This is a genomic window from Roseovarius sp. M141, from assembly GCF_024355225.1.
Lineage (GTDB): Bacteria > Pseudomonadota > Alphaproteobacteria > Rhodobacterales > Rhodobacteraceae > Roseovarius.
This window is the reverse complement of sequence record NZ_VCNH01000008.1, coordinates 2,177,980-2,196,150: the sequence shown is the minus strand read 5'-3', so window position 1 is coordinate 2,196,150 and position 18,171 is coordinate 2,177,980. Positions and strand designations below refer to the sequence as shown.

The following is an 18,171-nucleotide window of genomic DNA, read 5'->3' as shown; positions in this document are numbered from 1 at the left end:
GTAATCACGCCGGGCGCGTCCGCACAAGGGCAAAGCTTGTATTTTTCGGCAATATTCGCCCCAAGAGCCGTTTTTCGCCTGTTTTCGAACCCGAAATCACCGATCTGCGTACCCCAGCACTACCCGGTCCCGCCCATCCAGATCCGGCAGAATACTGACGTCATGCAGCCCTGCCCCCGTCATAAGCGCAGCCACATCGGCCCCTTGCGTCCAGCCGATTTCGACCATCAGACGCCCGCCAGAGGCCAGATGGGTGCGCGCATCCTCGCAAATGGCTCGATACGCGCTCAGCCCGTCGGCATCGTCGGTCAGCGCCATCATCGGCTCGTGCGACAGCTCAGGCGCAAGGTCTACCATCTCGCCGCGCGCAATGTAGGGCGGATTCGATACAATCAGATCAAAGCGCCCCGTCACATCCGCAAACCAATTAGACGCTCGCAGTTCGCTGCGCCCGGCCAGTCCCAGACGGCTGGCATTCGCGCGCGCCATATCCAAGGCGGCCTCGGACAGATCAGTGCCCAGCCCAGTCGCCTCGGCTCGCTCGGCCAGCAGCGACAGCAAAATCGCCCCCGATCCGGTCCCAAGATCCAGAACCCGCCCGAACGGCGCGCCCAGCGCGGCCAGAACCAGCGCCTCCGTCTCGGGTCGCGGGTCCAGAACGGCTGGAGAAACCTGAAATTCATGATTGAAAAACAGTCTCTTGCCCGTGATATACGACACTGGCTCGCGGGCGCTGCGCCGCGCGATCATCGCCTTATAACGCACGATGACGTCCGGCGCTGCGATCTCGCCCAACTCAGTGCCCAGCCGCGCGCCGCTCAGACCGGCGGCATGGGCCAGCAGCAGCCGGGCATCCCGCGCACCGCCCGCTATTCCGGCGCTCTCCAGCCGCGCCGTGGCCGCGCGCGCCAGGTCACCCAGCGTCCGACTCACGCGCCCATCTCAGCCAGCATCTGCGCCTGCGAATCGGCGGTCAGCGCGTCGATCACCTCGTCCAGATCGCCCGCCATCACCTGATCCAGCTTGTAAAGGGTCAGGTTGATCCGGTGGTCCGTCATCCGCCCCTGCGGGAAATTATAGGTGCGTATCCGCTCGCTCCGGTCGCCTGTGCCTACCTGCGCCGCGCGATCTGCACTGCGCGCGCTGTCGACGCGCTGCCGCTCTGCATCATAAAGCCGCGCCTTCAGCACCTGCATCGCGATATCGCGGTTGCGGTGCTGCGATTTTTCCGAACTGGTCACAACGATGCCGCTGGGAATATGCGTGATCCGAACCGCCGAATCGGTCGTGTTCACATGCTGCCCGCCTGCGCCCGAGCTGCGCATCGTGTCGATCCGCAGATCGTTCGCGTCGATCTTGATGTCCACATCTTCGGCCTCGGGCAGCACCGCCACCGTCGCCGCGCTGGTATGGATACGCCCGCCGCTCTCGGTTTCGGGCACGCGCTGCACGCGATGAACGCCGCTTTCAAATTTCAGCCGGGCAAAGACGTGGCCCCCCTTCACATGCGCGACCACCTCCTTGATCCCGCCCAGCTCGGTCTGATTCATCTCGATGATGTCCAGCGACCAGCCACGCGCCTCCGCATAGCGCTGATACATGCGCAGCAGGTCCCCGGCGAACAGCGCCGCCTCTTCGCCACCAGTCCCGGGCCGGATTTCGATCATCGCGGGGCGCGAATCGGCCGCGTCCTTGGGCAAAAGGCTAAGTTGCAGCGCCGCCTCGACCCTTGGCAATTGCGCCTCCAGCTCTTGCAGTTCGTCCTGGGCCAGTCCGCGCATTTCCGGATCGCCCAGCATGGCGCGCGCGCCGTCCACGTCCGCCAGCAGCGCCTTGTACAGGCGGATTTCGTCAACAACCGGGCGCAGTTCAGCATATTCGCGGCCCAGCGCGGCAATATCGCCGCCGCCCGTCGACATCTTGGCCTCGATAAACTCGAAGCGCTGCGCGATCTGCTCTAATCTGTCCAATGGCACCATGAGGGTCCGTGTCCTTCATCCATAGCGTTTGGTCAAGAGCGCCATGCGCTCCATCCCCCTCATCCTGGCCTTGCCTACTACCGCCGTGCCTGCGGTCGCGAACGGCAACATGGGCTGCAAAACCTTCACCGCCCAGTGCCAGATGGCTCTGAATGTGCCGATCTGGCGCAAGATTTCGGACGAATGCGTTAGCTCATCGCTATCGCAGCGCCACCAGCCAACGCTCTACGCGCGCCTTGTTGACGCCCATGTCGGACTTGCCATATCGCAGCCGCGCATAAAGCGCCAAGTCCGCTCCCCTCTGTGCCACCGTAGTATAGTCGGGAAAACCAAAGACCTTTGAGCGCGTGACATAGGTCACCATCCCACACTCCACCGACCCGGCCAGGACATGCGTGCGTGGCTCTGCGCGGATGATACCGTCCAGATCCGCCAGATCCCCCGACGCCACGCGCATCACGCCGCCTTCCATATCGCGATCAGATACCCCCTCAGGCAGACGGTGCCAGCGCGCCACGTCATCGCGTGCCAGCCTGATCCACGCCAACCCGCAGACCGCAAACAGCAACAGCAGCGCCAAACCCAACCAGACCCAATTCACGTCCCACCCCTTTCAATGTTCCAATAAATACTCAAGTTCAGACATCGCCTCAGGCGCCCCCGCCATGGGCGTTCCACCCCAGCAGGCAAATGATCGCCGTCGCCACATGCGCCCCGGCGATGGCCGTCGCGCCGCTCGTGTCAAACGGCGGTGATACCTCCACGATATCCCCGCCCTTCAGATCGATGCCGGCCAGATCGCGCAGCACGATCGACGCCTGCGCTGATGTCAGCCCTCCCCAGACCGGCGTGCCCGTGCCCGGCGCAAAGGCCGGGTCCAGCGCATCGATATCGAAACTCAGGTAAACCGGGGCGTCGCCCAGAATGCCCTTGATCTTCTTCACCGCCGCCACAGTGCCGCCTTCGTGCACCTCGCGCGCGTCAATAATATTCATGCCCATCGTATCGGGTACCGTCGTTCGAATCCCCACCTGAACCGAGCGCGCCGGATCGATCAACCCCAGCTTGATTGCCTTGTAGAACATCGTGCCATGGTCGATCCTGTCGAAATTGTCGTCCTGCCACGTGTCGGTATGCGCATCGAAATGCAGCAAGGCCATGGGCCCGTATTTCTCGGCATAGGCCTTGAGAATGGGAAAGCTGATATAGTGATCGCCGCCCAGCACGACACTGGCCGCACCGGCATCCAAGATCCCCTTGATATGCTGCGTCAAAAGGCCCGGAAACTCCGGCACCATCGCATAATCGAACGCCAGATCGCCGTAATCGACGATATTCATCGCCTCCATCGGATCATACCCCCAGCCATAAGGCGCATCGGCGGTCTGAAGCGCACTTGCCTCGCGGATCGCGCGCGGGCCCAGCCGCGTGCCGGTGCGATTGGTCACAGCCTGATCGAAGGGCACGCCCGTGACAGCAATATCCACGCCCGCCAGATCCTTGGTATAACGCCGCCGCAGGAATGAGGTCGCCCCGCCAAAGGTATTCTCAAAGCTCAGACCACGATTGTCCTTGCGGGTAAAAGCCTCGTCGACCGTGCTGCTTGCGTCTTCCAATCCCATCGTGCAATCCCTTTTGCGCTTGTGTGCTTGCCATATCGTGTATGACAAACCGGCCCGGATGCAAGGCCACGCAGCGCGCGACAAAAGAGGAACCAATGACCCAAGATCTGATCCACGACCCCAAGGGCGGGCTTCCACGCCTTCGGGCCATCATGCGCGCCCTGCGCGATCCGGCCACCGGCTGCCCCTGGGATATCGAGCAGGATTTTGCTTCCATCGCCCCCTACACGATTGAGGAGGCATACGAAGTTGCCGACGCCATCCAGCGCGCCGACTGGTCCGATCTGACCGGGGAATTGGGCGATCTGCTGCTACAGGTCGTTTTTCACGCGCAGATCGCGCAGGATCGCGACCTGTTCGATTTTGACGATGTGGCGAACAGCATCGCCAACAAAATGGTCGCCCGCCACCCCCATGTCTTCGGCAATGAAAGCCGCGACAAGACGTCAGCCCAGCAGACCCGCGACTGGGAGACGGTCAAGGCCGCCGAGCGCGCCACCCGCGCCGAGGCCGGCGCGCTTGATGGTGTTGCGCTCGGCCTGCCGGCCCTTTTGCGCGCGGTCAAACTGCAAAAGCGCGCCGCGCGCGTTGGTTTTGACTGGCCTGAAACCGCGCAGGTGCTCGACAAGATCGCTGAGGAAATGACCGAACTGGTCGAGGCCGAGACCAGCGGCGACGAGGATCATACCGAAGAAGAATTCGGCGACCTGCTGTTCGTCATGGCCAACCTCGCGCGCCATATGAAGATCGACCCCGAAGCGGCCCTGCGCCGTGCCAACGCCAAATTCACCCGCCGGTTCGAGCGGATCGAATCGCTGCTGGCCGAAGCAGGCAAGACGCCGACAGACAGCCACCTGTCCGAAATGGACGCCCTTTGGGACCAAGCCAAGGCCGAGGAAAAAGGCGAAACGCCCGCCCCGTAAACAGCCTTGACGGCAAAGTTGCGGTCAAAGCCGCCAGCCATGCGTGGAATTCAGCAAACGCAAAGCCCCGTATCACTCGGCCGGCCCTTCGCTGAGGATGCACAATACGCGCGCCTCCTTGGATAGGCTCATATGGCTGAGCGCCGCCAATCCCGCGCCACCCGATTCGGAGGTCTCCAACCCGATCGCAGCCAGTTCCGGTAGCGCCGCCGACGCCTGATCATCCGAAATCAACGCAAAGGCATCGGCATCACGCGCGAGCCCCTTCAGCGCAATCAGCGACGCCTCCTTGCAATCGAGGCGGCCCATATTCGACACCGGCCCGGCGGTGCTGACGAATTTGCCCGCCTGAATGCAGGCATGCAGCGCCGGCGCGGCCTCTGGCTCGACGACGATGATCCGGGGCGCATCGCCCCAAACGGCGCGAAAATGCGCAGCGCAGGCACCGGCGAGTCCTCCAACCCCGGCCTGAAGCAGGATATGCGTCGGCACGTCCGGCACCTGCTCGGCCGCCTCGGCAGCCATGGCCAGATACCCCTCCATCAGGCGGTGCGGCAACTCGGTATAGCCCGGCCACGAACTGTCCGATAGCAGCGTCCAGCCGTTATCCTTCGCCGCCTTCTGCGCCGCCTCCATGCTGGCCTCGTAATGCGCACCCGCACGCACGACCTCGGCGCCGCGGGCGCGCAAGCGATCCGCAAAGCTCTCGGGCACCGGCGCCGCCAGATAAATCACCGCCCGCGCCCCGAACAGCGCAGCGCCCGCCGCCACCGACAGACCGTGATTGCCGGCGCTGGCGGTCACATAGGTGCGCCCCTCAAGCGCGCGCCTCAGATCATCGCCGCCCGCCTGCACGGCCTCGTGTGCGATGACATAAGCCGCGCCCAATGCCTTGAAACTGCCCAGGTTCATGCGCGCTCGCTCGTCCTTGACCCAGACGGTCGGACCGTACCCTTCGGCCACCACCAGCGGAGTCACCGCCGCCGCCGGGCACTGCTCCAACAGCGCGCGCGGCGCGTCCGCGTCGGTGCTGGGCGATGGAATATCGGCCAGCGCCTCGTCCGGCAGGCCCTTGCCCCGCCATGGGTTGTCGTCGATCTGCATGATGTGCCTCCCTCATCAGCACTCATTGGACGCGCCGCGCCCCTTCGCGTCAAGGCCCGGTCATGCGGCCCCCCTTCCCCCCTCGCCCGCAATCGCTTAAAGAGGCGCCAAGCCAGCAGCCTGAGGGATATTGCACCATGAACGAGCCGGACATCACACCCGACCTGATCGCCAGCCACGGGCTGAAGCCGGACGAGTATGACCGCATCCTCGAAATCATCGGACGCGAGCCGACCTTTACCGAGCTGGGTATCTTCTCTGCCATGTGGAACGAGCATTGCAGCTATAAATCCTCCAAGAAATGGCTGCGCACCCTGCCCACGACCGGCCCTCAGGTCATCTGCGGTCCCGGCGAAAATGCCGGCATCGTCGATATCGGCGACGGCCAATGCGTTGTTTTCAAAATGGAGTCGCACAACCACCCCTCCTATATCGAACCGTACCAGGGCGCCGCGACCGGCGTCGGCGGCATTCTGCGCGACGTCTTCACCATGGGCGCACGCCCCATCGCCGCGATGAATTCGCTCAGCTTCGGTGAGCCGGACCACCACAAGACGCGGCAGTTGGTGCATGGCGTCGTTGAGGGTATCGGCGGCTATGGCAATGCCTTCGGCGTGCCGACCGTCGGCGGCGAGCTACGCTTTGATCCCGCCTACAACGGCAACTGCCTGGTCAACGCCTTCGCCGCAGGCCTCGCCGACACCGACAAGATTTTCTACTCCGCCGCCTCGGGCGTGGGGCGCCCGGTGGTCTATCTAGGCGCCAAAACGGGCCGCGACGGTGTCGGCGGCGCCACCATGGCATCGGCGGAATTCGACGACACGATCGAGGACAAGCGCCCCACCGTGCAGGTCGGTGACCCCTTCACCGAAAAGCGCCTGATGGAAGCCACGCTGGAACTGATGGCGACGGGCGCTGTCATCTCAATTCAGGATATGGGCGCGGCGGGCCTGACCTGCTCGGCCGTGGAAATGGGCGACAAGGGCGGGCTGGGCGTGCGCCTGAACCTGGAGACCGTTCCGCAACGCGAAGAGAACATGACCGCCTACGAGATGATGCTGTCGGAGTCCCAAGAGCGGATGTTGATGGTGCTGGAACCGTCGCTTGAGGCCGAGGCGCGCGCTGTGTTCGAGAAATGGGACCTCGATTTCGCCATCGTCGGCGAAACCATTGCCGAGGACCGGTTCCTGATCATGCATAACAACGTGGTCAAGGCCGACCTGCCACTGGCTGCCCTTTCGGGCACCGCCCCCGAATACGACCGCCCATGGGTGGAAACGCCGACGGCCCAGCCGCTGGACGGCGCAACCGTGCCGCAGGTCGACCCCATCGACGCGTTGCGCGCGTTGATCTCGTCGCCCAACTATTGCAGTCGCGAATGGGTGTATGAACAATATGACACGATGGTCATGGCAGACACCGTGCGCGGCCCCGGCCTCGGCGGTGGGCTGATCCGGGTGCATGGCACCGATAAACTGCTGGCCTTCACGTCCGACGTGACGCCCCGCTACGTGCAGGCCAACCCCGAAATGGGCGGCAAGCAAGCGGTGGCAGAGGCCTATCGTAACCTGTCCGCCCTTGGCGCCAAACCCTTGGCCAGCACGGACAACCTGAACTTCGGAAATCCCGAAAAGCCGCAAATCATGGGCCAGCTTGTCAGCGCGATCAAGGGCATCGGGGAGGCCGTGGCCGCCCTCGACATGCCGATCGTGTCGGGCAACGTATCACTCTACAACGAAACCGACGGCGCCGCGATCCTGCCCACACCGACCATCGGCGCCGTGGGCCTGATCGCCCACGAGGACGAGGCGATCATCGGCCAGGCGCGCGAGGGTCATGTGGCACTGCTGATAGGCGAAACACACGGTCATCTGGGCCAATCCGCGCTGCTGGCCGAAGTGTTCGGCCGCAACGAGGGCGACGCGCCCGATGTCGATCTGGCGGCGGAGAAACGCAATGGCGATTTCATCCGCGCCAACCACACGCTGATCCGGGCCTGCACCGACCTCAGCGATGGCGGCCTAGCCCTCGCTGCGTTCGAAATGGCTGAAGCGGCCGGTGTCGGCGTGCATCTGGACAGCGCCGACACCGCGACGCTTTTTGGCGAAGATCAGGCGCGCTATCTGGTAGCCTGCAACTTTGATCAGGCCGAGGCGCTGATGACCGAGGCCGACAAGGCGGGCGTGGCGATTTCCAGCGTGGGCAAATTCACCGGCGATCAAGTCCGCATGGGCGGCGCGGAGGCGCCACTCGACGGCCTGAGCCGGATGTTCCGCACCAGTTTTGTGGACCGGTTCGCGTGATACGGCTGCGGATTTGAGTATTTTCAGAACATTGAAAGCCGGGCGCGCGCTCCCATTGCTTTGCAGTGCATGATGCAACCACGGATGAGTTACATTGGCGGTTGTTTTTTAAGGCCAGGCGAACGGCTCTTTTGCCTAGATCGCGCCCTTCGCCAGCGCCAGTTTCACCTTCGCCGTTTTCTTGGTTGGATGGCGTCCCATCCAGTTGTGGCTGAAACGGCATAAATTATGTGTGAGCATGGAAAAGGCTGGCCAAAATCTGGTCGGCCTAAAAGATCTTTGCATCATTTAATGTAGCGGGTTGGGCCCGCCCGGGCTTTTTCTTGGTGAAAATACCCAGATCCCGCCGCCAGCCGCGCTCAGGAGGTCTGAGCTGCGACCAGCCTTATCCGCTCGATCATCGCGCGCAGCCCGTTCGAGCGCTGCGCTGACAAATGATCGGTTAGGCCCAGTCGGGCCAATTCGCCCCCCGCATCGACGGCAGGCACCTCTGCAACTGGCAGGTCGTTATACAGCGCGCGCAAGACCGCGATCAGGCCGCGCACGATCAGCGCGTCACTATCCCCGTCAAAGCGAAACTTGCCTGCCTCGATTTGCGGGTGCAGCCAGACTTGACTGGCGCAACCCTCGACGCGGGTTGCGGGCACCTTGAGCGCATTATCAAGCGGCTTCATCGCCTTGCCCTGTTCAATGACGTGGCGATATCGGTCTTCCCAATCGTCCAGAAACTCGAAATCCTCGACGATCTCTTCGAAGCGGGCTTGGGCCATGATCCATCCTTTGACTTACTCTACCCCGGAGGTAGCCCCGGCACCCACAAACGTCCAGCCCACAGCGCCGCGCTGGCTTGCGCTTGGGCGGTGTGGCCTGCTAGGGTCCGCGCCAATGATACGAGGTTAAAGGGGCATTTTGCGATGCGCGGTCTGGTGACACTTCTGACGATTTCCAGCCTGTCGCTGGCGGGCTGTTCTGGCTTTGGCGATTCGCGGGCCAATCCAGCCAACTGGTTTGGCCCGGGCCGCACCGCCGAGCAGAGTGCGCCCGTGCAGGATCCGGCGGCCAACCCTTTGATCCCGGAGCAAAGCAACAGCATCTTTCGCCGCAAGTCCGACGCCGAAACCTATGCCGGTACGCCAATCTATGCCGTCCAGAATGTCGTGGTCGCGCCATCGGCCGGCGGCGCGATCGTCAAGGCGACGGGCGTTTCACTGCGCCAAGGCGCGTTCGATGTGCGCCTGTGGCCAGAAAACGGTGGCGCGCCCGTCGATGGGATGCTGACCTATACCATGCGCGCGATACAGTTGGTAAATACCCCGCAAGGCCCCGAGCAGACCCGCCGCGTCAGCGCCGGGCAGTTCGTATCAAGCCAGACCCTGGACAGGGTGCGCGGCGTGCGTGTGCTCAGCCAGACAACGACGGCCACCAGCAACCGCTAAGCAATACGTTTGAGCGTTCGAAAGCGGACATCCGAAAGGACGCCCCCGGTTGCAGTGCCACAGTTACAGTGCGACAGTCTCGATCATGCTGCCCTTCACGCGCAGGGCGATCTCACCCTTGCACAGCCGTAGCGCCTCTTCGCCAAAGACGTCGCGGCGCCAACCGCTGAGCGCGGGCACGTCGCGCTGTCCCGCCGCGATGGCATCAAGGTCCGATGCGGTCGCGATCAGTTTTGACGCCACCCCCTCGCGGTCTGCCACCCCTTTGAGCAAGACGCGCAGAAGGTCCGCAATCGCCGGGTTCACTTGTAGCTTTTCGCGGCTGAGATCAGGCTCCGGCTGCTCGCCTGTCGGCACGGCCTGCCCATCGGCCACGGCCTTTAGGATACCGTCCGCGATCTCGCCCTTTCGCGCCTCGCGCAGCAGCAGGCGGGACCGGCCAAGATCCTGAACGCTGGTGGGTTTGGTCGCGGCCAGTTCGACCAGTGCATCATCCTTGTAGACGCGGTTGCGCGGCACGTTGCGCGACTGGGCATACGCCTCGCGGAACTCGGCCAGGGCACGCAGGATCGACAGGTATCGGCCTGAATTGTTCCGAGTCTTAATGCGCTTCCAGGCATCCTGCGGGTGGGTGACGTAGGTTTCGGGATTGGTCAGAACGGCCATTTCCTCGGCCACCCATTTGTCACGTCCGCTTTTCTTCAGCTCTTTGGCCAGATATTCGTACACCTTGCGCAGATGCGTCACATCCGCCAGCGCGTAAGTCTTTTGCGCATCGCTCAGCGGGCGGCGCGACCAGTCGGTAAAGCGCGAAGATTTGTCGACCTGTGCCTTGGCAATGCGTTTGACCAGTGTCTCGTATCCTGCCTGCTCGCCAAAACCGCAGACCATCGCCGCGACCTGCGTGTCGAACAACGGCGTCGGAATCAGCCCGGCATCAACATAGAAAATTTCCAGATCCTGTCGGGCGGCGTGGAACACTTTGACCACAGATTCGTCGCGAAACAGCGTATAAAGCGGCTCCAGCGACAGCCCTTCTGCCAGCGGATCAACCAGCACTGCCGCCTCGTCTCCGTCGCCGGGATAGGCCAGCTGCACGAGGCACAGATTGGAATAATACGTCCGTTCGCGCAGGAATTCGGTGTCGACGGTGACGTAGGGGTGCCCGGCGGCGCGGGTGCAAAATTCGGCCAGGGCGTCGGTCGTGGTGATGGTCTGGATCAAGGGAACGGCTTCTTTCGCTGATGGCGGCTGCGCTGCTATACTGCAAAGCGGCGGGAATTAAAACGATATTGCCGACGCCCGATCACCTAAGGCAGCCACACCGGCGCGCGGTCCCCGGCGGCGAAACGGCGCAGGACGGCGGGATAGAGGCGATGCTCCATCGTCAACACGCGCGCGGCCAGTGTGTCGGGCGTGTCGGCCGGATCGACAGGCACGCGTGCCTGCCCGAGGATCGGGCCGTCATCCAGCGCCGCCGTCACCTCGTGAACGGTACAGCCCGCCTCGGCCTCGCCCGCGGCAAGGGCGCGCGCGTGGGTATGCAGGCCGCGATATTTGGGCAAAAGCGAGGGGTGAATGTTGATCATCCGCCCCTGCCAGCGGGACACGAACCCTTCGGTCAGCACCCGCATGAACCCGGCAAGGCAGATGATATCAGGGCGATAATCCATGATGCGTGCGTGCAGCGCATCCTCGAACGCGGCGCGATCGGCCCCATAGGGCCGATGATCGACCACCTCGGTCGGCACACCGCGGGCTGCAGCCTTGTCCAGCCCGCCCGCGTCCGCGCGATTCGACAGCACCAGCGCCGGGCGACCTGCGTGATCACCGGTCATGCTGTCCAGCAGCGCCACCATGTTCGAGCCGCCGCCAGACAGCAGGATGGCGACCCGTTTGCTCACGCCAGCGTGCCGCTGTAGCGGATGCCGGCACCCTTGGTGACATGGCCAAGGCGGTACACCGTCTCGCCCTGCTCAGCGAACAATTCGACCAGCGCATCAGCGCGGTCCGCATCCACGCTGACGATCATGCCGATGCCGCAGTTGAATGTCTTCAGCAGTTCGGCCTCTTCCATGTTGCCGGTCTGTTTCAACCAGCCAAAGACGCCGGGCAGCGGCCAAGCTCCCAGATCGATATCGGCGCCCAGCCCCTCGGGCAGGACGCGTGGCAGATTTTCGGTCAGCCCGCCGCCGGTGATATGAGCCAGCGCATGCACGCCGCCTGTGCGGATCGCAGACAGCGCCGATTTGACATATAGCCGCGTGGGCGTCAGCAGCGCCCTGCCCAGAGTTCCATCCGCCCAAGGGCAATCTTCGTCCCAGCCCAGCTCCGAAAGCTCGACCAGCTTGCGCACAAGGCTATAGCCGTTGGAATGCACGCCATCGCTGGCGAGGCCCAGCAGAACGTCGCCCTCGGCCACGCCGTCCGGCAGAGCACTGCCCCGCTCCATCGCGCCGACGGCAAAGCCCGCCAGATCGAAATCACCCGCCGGATACATGCCCGGCATTTCCGCCGTCTCACCGCCGATAAGCGCTGCACCCGAACGCGCGCAACCTTCTGCTATGCCTTCGATGATGCGCGCGGCCTGCTCGGTCTCCAGCTTGCCTGTGGCGAAATAATCCAGGAAAAACAGCGGCTCGGCGCCTTGGCAGACCAAGTCGTTGACGCACATGGCGACCAGATCTATGCCCACGCCGTCGACATTGCCGGTATCAATGGCGATGCGCAGTTTGGTGCCGACGCCGTCGGTGGCCGCGACCAGAACCGGATCGCTATAGCCTGCCGCCTTCAGATCGAACAGCGCGCCAAACCCCCCAAGGCCAGACATCACGCCGGGGCGCGCAGTGCGCTTTGCTGCGGGTTTGATCCGCTCGACCAGCGCGTTGCCTGCGTCGATATCGACGCCTGCATCGGCATAGCTGATACCATTTTTCGGGTTTGTCATCCTGGCACTCCTTGGTCCATGGCGGGCGGATCACGCGCGGGGTAGCCCATCATCACGGCAATCGCAATCTCAAAGCCTTGACGCGGGCGCGCCTGCTGATTAGGACGCGGGTCATGGCGGGCCTGTAGCTCAACTGGTTAGAGCAGAGCGCTCATAACGCTTTGGTTGCGGGTTCAAGTCCTGCCGGGCCTACCATCGCCACAAGAGACCCTTGATATTGCAGGGATTTTAAGGAAAGTGCCCTGCATGGGCTTTGGATGCAGAGCCTTTGTCCGATGCTTCGCGCCGAATGCGGCATCCAAGCGCCGCAACGACGCTTTCGTGATCGCCGACCCAGACCCTTATTGACTGGGATCACCATCATACCGCCGGGAACTGACGTTTGGCCCACGCGCGCATCACTTTGCGCTCGATCCATGTCGGTTCTGTGCCGCGCGAGAACGCAGCCCCGTAAAGCGTCCAGTTGGACCTGCCCGAAAACCAAGGCTGCGCTTTCTGTGGCACACCGTAACTGATGTAGTTGATGGTTTTGGGTGTGTGGGTGATTGTCGATGTTTGGTATCCGATCACGGTTGGATCAGACAGACTTTGCCCGAATATCCAAGTCTTGCCAGCGCCATAATAAAATTCGAGAATGATGTTTTCAGCGCGCGCCACCATGATTTCGTTGCCGCTGGCGTTGCTTGAAAACGTGCGGTACATCGGCGGGCTACCTGTTTCATTCCAGTTGTCGATGCCCACGCCGTCGCCACTAACCCCATCAGTCAACTCCAGCAGCTTTGTCCCGCGCTCCCCTGCGGGATTCCACGCTGCGTTGAGGGCAACGATACCATAGACCATGCTTGTCGGTGTGGCACCGGGGATCGCCAGATACAGGCCGTTGTCGGTGAATGTGATGCCACCGTTTTCAGCGACGACAGATCCCTCGCCGGGATTGGACACGTTGAACGTCTGCCCGTCCAGCACGGCCGATGTGATGGGCCCGGTCAGCCCTGCCATGTCCGACCTTTGTGCTTGATGAAACACAGCGTCACCCAGCGTTTCGCGCGGCGTCTCGATCAGGGTTTCGGAATAATCAACAATCGCCCCCAGATCCGTGCCACCCATGCCTGCGCGGGCGTAGGTCGTCACAATCTCCCAGACGATCTGCTTCATGTAGGCGACCATCGCAGGCGTGGCGTAATTGGTTCCTCCGATTGTCATATCCGGCACATGCACCACGTCGCGCGGATCAATCGCCAGCGTGACGGACAGAACCATCAGCGAGCAGGCATAGTTGCCGATGGCGTTGGGGTGGATCAGGTCATCGAACAGCACCTGAATATCCGTGATCCCATCAGGAAAGACGCCTGATTGCATATCATCCCAGATCCTCATCATCAGGCGATGGCCGGGAATAATATGCAGGTACGGCCCGCCGGGATGCGCCGCCATGATCTTTTCCTGCCGGTCATGGAAGGAGTATTCGTATTCGTCCAGCATGTCGCGAAAACTGCCGCGGCCGCCGTTGTCGCCGGAAATTTCAGGCCAGATCGTCCAGAGCAGCATTTCCGCGCCCGCGCCGCCATCGCCCAGCGTGATAGTGTTTTCATAGAACAGACTCTCGTATCTGAGATCCTGCAGATATTTGGCGTACTCGTAAATTTCATCGATGCTGCCGGGGCGCGCTATCGGCCCACCCTCCGCGAGAACCAGCTGGCCGTAATCGGCAATGTCCCGACGCGCGTCGGCACCGGCGGGCCAATCCGCCTTATCCCAGCGGTGTTTGGTATCCGAGCCGGGAACAGTAGATTCCTCGACATTGTCCCACGCCGGATTACCCGCATAGAATTCGTTCCACATGGAGCGGAATGTGCTGGGGAAAGCCCCCCAATTGACGTAGGCATCCGTCAGGCTGTGGCCGCTATTGATCATCCGCTTGTAGGTGGCGGGGAATGCACGTTGCGGGATTTTGGTGGCTGACGCAGGGACATCGCCCGCACGGACTATCACCCCACCGCCGATCATGGCAGCCGATGAAAGCAGGCCACAGGTTACACTGCGCCGCGACATCATATCAAAGCCCCCTCGCAGCGCATTCGGCAGTGCCCGTGGCGATGACCTGCACCGTCGGGCCATACGCACGTTCGATGCGGTACACATCGCTTTTGGTTGGTGCGCTTTGCGTGCCAAGTTGCCATCGCGTTAGTCCTTTTGCGTTGAGGTTAGAGGGCAATCGTTTCGGGTTGCCGCGGCGTCCAGTCCACAATGCCCCTCACCACCAGATCATAATACGCATCATAGCATCAGCCGTCGTGCAGGGCAGCAGTGACGCGTACCTGCATTATTCCAAACACTGGACCAGCTCGGCGGCGACGCTGCGCAGCAATGCGGGATAGAACGCCGCGCCCGGCGCAATACCCCCCCCCATAGGGTCGACCAGACCCGTGCGTGCGCCGCTACCCTCGATCACGGTTTGCACCAGCGACGGATTAAAGGCCGGTTCGGACAGCACGCAGGTCACGCCCATCTCCTGCACTGTCTGGCGCACCGCCTGGATCCGCGCGGGGCCGGGATCGGAGGCATCACCCAGCGCGATGGCCCCGACAGCGGCCAGACCGAAGCGGTCTTCAAAATAGTGGAGCGCATCGTGAAAGACGACGAACGGCACCTCCCGAACCGGCCCCAACGCCTGTTGCAGCTCAGCCTCAAGCGCGGCGATCTCGGCCCGGCCGACCCCGGCGTTGGCAAGGTAGGTCTGCGCATTTTCAGGGTCAATGTCGCCCAGCCTTTGCGCGATCACGTCCAGCCAGACTTGGGCATTGCGCGGATCCAGCCAGGCATGCGGATCCTGCCCTTCGTGGGCGTGGGCGTCATGGTCGTGATCCTCGTCCTCGTGTGCCTGGCCCTCATGCTCGTGCTCGTGCTCGTGCGGTTCGAACCGGTTGCCGGTGCGGAACGCAAGCACAGTGGTTCCCGGCGCCTTCAGCAAGGGCGTCACCGACGCGCCCCCCGCCAAAGTGTCGATCGCACCCTCCAGCCACGGCGTCAGCGCCGGTCCGATCCAGAACACGGCGTCCGCCTCTTGCAATGCGCCTGCCTCGGACGGGCGCATTGCATAGCCGTGGGGCGACGCGCCGGGCCGCACGACCACCGCCGGCGCGCCCAGCCCGCCCATCACCTGTGCGACCAGCGCCTGCACGGGCGCGATGTCGGTCGCAACCTTGGGTACCTCGGCGTAGGCAGCAACGCCCAAGGCTGGGGTTATCAAAGTGGTGACCAGAATGGCCTGTTTCATCCGGTTGAACATGCGTGCCCCTTGTGACATATGATGTGTGACATTATAACATTCCACCACCAGCAGTAAGCGATATACTATAACACTGCAAGTTAATCTCTGCCAAGGATTTACCATGCCGACCGACGCCTTCGACCCACATGACCATCAGGGCTGCATCGACGACGGGCTAAAGGCCGCCGAGCGTCACTGCGCCAAGGCGGGGCTGCAATTCACTCCAATCCGCCGCCGCGTGCTGGAAATCCTTTTGGGCGACCACACATCGCTGGGCGCCTACGAGATTCTGGACCGGCTGCGCGGTGACGGGCTGAATGCGCAGCCGCCCATGGCGTATCGGGCGCTGGATTTTCTGGTCACCCATGGCTTTGCCCACCGGATTGAGCAGCTGAACGCCTTCATCGCCTGCTCGCATACGCCTGGCGCGCATGGCAAAGGGCAGCATACCCCCGCCTTCCTGATCTGCCGCACCTGTCAGCGCGTGGTCGAGACCGAAACCGACCCCAGCGCAGGTGAATTGGGCCGCGCGGCAAAGCAGGCCGGATTCATGATCGAGCGCACGGTGCGCGAGGCCGAGGGGCTGTGCCCCGGATGCGCGGGCGGCGACGCATGAGCCTTCCACTGGTCACAACGGCAGGCCTGACCGTACGCCATGGCGTCACCCCTGTTCTGGAGAATGTCGATTTCAGCATCGCACCGGGCGAAATCGTGACGATTGTCGGTCCGAACGGATCGGGCAAATCTACCCTGCTGCGGGCGATTCTGGGTGGCGTGCGGGCGGCATCGGGACAAGTGACACGGCGCGCAGGCCTGCGGCTGGGCTATGTGCCCCAGCGGCTGGTGTTGGACGCGACCCTGCCAATGACTGTTCTGCGGTTTCTGGGGCTCCCGCGCCGGGTGTCGCATGACGCCACCACGGCTGCGCTGGCGCGCGCAGGTGTCCCCGGTATCGAAACCCGTCAGATGGCGGCCCTGTCTGGCGGTCAGTTCCAGCGCGTCCTATTGGCCCGCGCCCTGATCGCCCAGCCCGAACTGTTGATTCTGGACGAGGCGACGGCCGGTCTGGATCAGCCCGGCGCCGCCGCCTTTTACCGTCAAATCGAACAGGTCCGCAGCGATACCGGCTGCGCAATACTGATGGTCAGCCACGACCTGCACGTCGTGATGAGCGCGTCGGACCGCGTCATCTGTGTCAACGGTCATATCTGCTGCGAAGGCACGCCCGAGGTGGTCGCCGAGGCGCCGGTCTACCGCGCCCTCTTTGGCGAGGGCACGCAAGGGGCGCTGGCGCTTTATCGCCATCACCACGACCACACGCACGGTCCGCAGGCCGGGCAGGATGCACATGATGGTTGCGGCCACGACCACGGAACACTGGCCAAGGCAGAGCCGGCCAAACCCATGCAGGCCAAAGCGGAGACGCAGGAATGATCCTCGACGATTTCATGGCACGTGCAGCGCTGGCCGGTATCGGCACGGCACTGGCAGCCGCGCCGCTGGGCTGCTTTGTGGTCTGGCGCCGCATGGCCTATTTTGGCGACGCGACGGCGCATGCGGCGATTTTGGGCGTGGCATTGTCACTGGCGCTGTCGCTGCCGGTCTTTGCCGGGGCGCTGGTCGTGGCGCTGGTCATGGCCACGCTGGTGACACTGCTGGCCGGGCGCGGCTATGCGATGGACACGCTACTGGGGGTCATGGCCCATTCCGCGCTGGCGTTCGGACTGGTGGCGGTGTCGTTCCTGGGCGGGGTACGCATCGATGTGATGGCCTATCTTTTTGGCGACATCCTGTCGGTATCGCGCGGCGATCTGGGCATCATCTGGGGCGGTGCGGCGCTGGTGCTGGCGCTGACGCTGTGGCGCTGGTCGGCACTGCTGACGGCGACACTGAGCCCCGATCTGGCGCGCGCCGCCGGGATCGACCCGCGCCGCGAAGAGCTGATCCTGACGCTGGCGCTGGCGATTGTCGTGGCCGTCGCGATCAAGGTGGTGGGTGTCCTGCTGATCACCGCACTGCTGATCATCCCCGCCGCGACCGCCCGCCCCTTTGCCCGCACCCCCGAGGCGATGGCAGCAATCGCCGCCATCCTCGCCATGGCCGCGGCGTGGGGCGGGCTGCGCATCTCATACGCGCTCGACACGCCGACGGGGCCAACCATCGTGTGCGGTTTGGCGCTAATGTTCTGCGCGTCTAGCATCGTTACCACCACGCGATCAAAGGTGTGACCCAAGCTTCATTACATTAACTTTCAAGCTCTGGAAAAACATGCCGATGGGCACTTGGGCATCCTCTTGGCTGTCGTGGAATAACGTCCACTCCTCGATCACGCGCCCATCCGGCAGATGACAATATCCGACCTCTCCATCCGTTTCCTTGCGAATTTCGACCCTGCCGCCGATCTGGGCACAATATTCCGACGCCGGATTTGCGCGCCCGACGGTGCTGTGCGGCTCGGGCGCGGCGCAGGCGGCAAGGGATACGAATGCTGCAACAACGAATTGACCACTCATAGGATAATTCCTTCGATATCGCGCGGTGTCAAAACCCACCGCCGGTGGGAATATTCGGACCCAGAGAACTCCA

18 protein-coding genes and 1 tRNA gene are annotated in these 18,171 nt (G+C 63.1%); 7 read left to right on the top strand and 12 right to left on the bottom strand.

The genetic code is table 11. The features are described from left to right. Positions 1-96 precede the first annotated feature (96 nt). The 4 genes from prmC to speB form a co-directional block, all read right to left on the bottom strand. Positions 97-933 carry a peptide chain release factor N(5)-glutamine methyltransferase gene (gene prmC / locus FGD77_RS14695; protein WP_255010905.1) on the bottom strand — a complete coding sequence of 279 codons (837 nt, stop codon included), beginning with the start codon at positions 931-933 and terminating at the stop codon, positions 97-99. Next, a complete protein-coding gene (gene prfA / locus FGD77_RS14690) occupies positions 930-1,979 on the bottom strand; it encodes a peptide chain release factor 1 (protein WP_255010904.1) in 1,050 nt (349 codons plus the stop codon). Before prfA ends, prmC begins: the two co-directional genes overlap by 4 nt. Before the next feature lie 199 nt (positions 1,980-2,178). Next, complete coding sequence (locus FGD77_RS14685; protein WP_255010903.1) at positions 2,179-2,580, bottom strand: DUF1499 domain-containing protein; 402 nt, start codon at positions 2,578-2,580, stop codon at positions 2,179-2,181. 49 nt (positions 2,581-2,629) lie between these two features. Next, positions 2,630-3,601 (bottom strand): agmatinase, encoded by a 972-nt coding sequence (gene speB / locus FGD77_RS14680; RefSeq protein ID WP_255010902.1) that lies wholly within the window; start codon positions 3,599-3,601, stop codon positions 2,630-2,632. Between the two features lie 95 nt (positions 3,602-3,696). On the opposite strand from speB, the gene mazG reads away from it, so the two are divergent. Next, entirely contained in the window at positions 3,697-4,524 is an 828-nt protein-coding gene (gene mazG, locus FGD77_RS14675; RefSeq protein WP_255010901.1) for a nucleoside triphosphate pyrophosphohydrolase, read from the top strand. A gap of 72 nt (positions 4,525-4,596) precedes the next feature. On the opposite strand, the gene FGD77_RS14670 is transcribed toward mazG, so the two are convergent. Further along, entirely contained in the window at positions 4,597-5,628 is a 1,032-nt protein-coding gene (locus FGD77_RS14670; protein WP_255010900.1) for a pyridoxal-phosphate dependent enzyme, read from the bottom strand. A 137-nt stretch (positions 5,629-5,765) separates the two neighbouring features. Here FGD77_RS14670 and purL point away from each other — a divergent pair, with 137 nt between their 5' ends. Beyond that, a complete protein-coding gene (gene purL, locus FGD77_RS14665) occupies positions 5,766-7,931 on the top strand; it encodes a phosphoribosylformylglycinamidine synthase subunit PurL (protein WP_255010899.1) in 2,166 nt (721 codons plus the stop codon). A gap of 359 nt (positions 7,932-8,290) precedes the next feature. On the opposite strand, the gene FGD77_RS14660 is transcribed toward purL, so the two are convergent. Next, positions 8,291-8,701 carry a SufE family protein gene (locus FGD77_RS14660; RefSeq protein WP_255010898.1) on the bottom strand — a complete coding sequence of 137 codons (411 nt, stop codon included), beginning with the start codon at positions 8,699-8,701 and terminating at the stop codon, positions 8,291-8,293. Positions 8,702-8,845: 144 nt separating this feature from the next. Here FGD77_RS14660 and FGD77_RS14655 point away from each other — a divergent pair, with 144 nt between their 5' ends. Beyond that, a complete protein-coding gene (locus FGD77_RS14655) occupies positions 8,846-9,367 on the top strand; it encodes a hypothetical protein (protein ID WP_255010897.1) in 522 nt (173 codons plus the stop codon). A 63-nt stretch (positions 9,368-9,430) separates the two neighbouring features. Here the strand turns inward: FGD77_RS14655 and rnd are convergent, their stop codons facing one another. From rnd to purM, 3 genes are all read right to left on the bottom strand, one after another. Then, positions 9,431-10,588: a ribonuclease D gene (gene rnd / locus FGD77_RS14650; protein ID WP_255014243.1), complete on the bottom strand. Its 1,158-nt coding sequence runs from the start codon at positions 10,586-10,588 to the stop codon at positions 9,431-9,433. 89 nt (positions 10,589-10,677) lie between these two features. Further along, complete coding sequence (gene purN / locus FGD77_RS14645; protein ID WP_255010896.1) at positions 10,678-11,271, bottom strand: phosphoribosylglycinamide formyltransferase; 594 nt, start codon at positions 11,269-11,271, stop codon at positions 10,678-10,680. Beyond that, positions 11,268-12,314, bottom strand: coding sequence for a phosphoribosylformylglycinamidine cyclo-ligase (purM, locus tag FGD77_RS14640; RefSeq protein WP_255010895.1), 1,047 nt, complete (start codon positions 12,312-12,314; stop codon positions 11,268-11,270). Before purM ends, purN begins: the two co-directional genes overlap by 4 nt. A 118-nt stretch (positions 12,315-12,432) precedes the next feature. Between purM and FGD77_RS14635 the strand changes: the two genes are divergently transcribed. Further along, a tRNA-Ile gene (locus FGD77_RS14635) sits at positions 12,433-12,509 on the top strand. Positions 12,510-12,674: 165 nt separating this feature from the next. Here the strand turns inward: FGD77_RS14635 and FGD77_RS14630 are convergent. After that, positions 12,675-14,369, bottom strand: a complete 1,695-nt coding sequence (locus FGD77_RS14630; RefSeq protein WP_255010894.1) for an SGNH/GDSL hydrolase family protein — start codon at positions 14,367-14,369, stop codon at positions 12,675-12,677. 268 nt (positions 14,370-14,637) lie between these two features. Next, entirely contained in the window at positions 14,638-15,603 is a 966-nt protein-coding gene (locus tag FGD77_RS14625) for a zinc ABC transporter substrate-binding protein (protein ID WP_255010893.1), read from the bottom strand. 103 nt (positions 15,604-15,706) lie between these two features. Between FGD77_RS14625 and FGD77_RS14620 the strand changes: the two genes are divergently transcribed. From FGD77_RS14620 to FGD77_RS14610, 3 genes are read left to right on the top strand one after another with little or no spacing between them, the layout of a single operon-like run. After that, on the top strand, positions 15,707-16,201 hold the full coding sequence (locus FGD77_RS14620) for a transcriptional repressor (protein WP_255010892.1): 495 nt from the start codon (positions 15,707-15,709) through the stop codon (positions 16,199-16,201). After that, positions 16,198-17,019: a metal ABC transporter ATP-binding protein gene (locus FGD77_RS14615; RefSeq protein ID WP_255010891.1), complete on the top strand. Its 822-nt coding sequence runs from the start codon at positions 16,198-16,200 to the stop codon at positions 17,017-17,019. Before FGD77_RS14620 ends, FGD77_RS14615 begins: the two co-directional genes overlap by 4 nt. Further along, entirely contained in the window at positions 17,016-17,813 is a 798-nt protein-coding gene (locus tag FGD77_RS14610) for a metal ABC transporter permease (protein ID WP_255010890.1), read from the top strand. Before FGD77_RS14615 ends, FGD77_RS14610 begins: the two co-directional genes overlap by 4 nt. Here the strand turns inward: FGD77_RS14610 and FGD77_RS14605 are convergent. Beyond that, the gene (locus FGD77_RS14605; protein ID WP_255010889.1) at positions 17,802-18,098 is read right to left on the bottom strand and encodes a DUF333 domain-containing protein; all 297 of its coding nucleotides are present in this window, start codon (positions 18,096-18,098) and stop codon (positions 17,802-17,804) included. The two genes, FGD77_RS14610 and FGD77_RS14605, sit on opposite strands and share 12 nt — an antisense overlap. Positions 18,099-18,171: the final 73 nt, after the last annotated feature.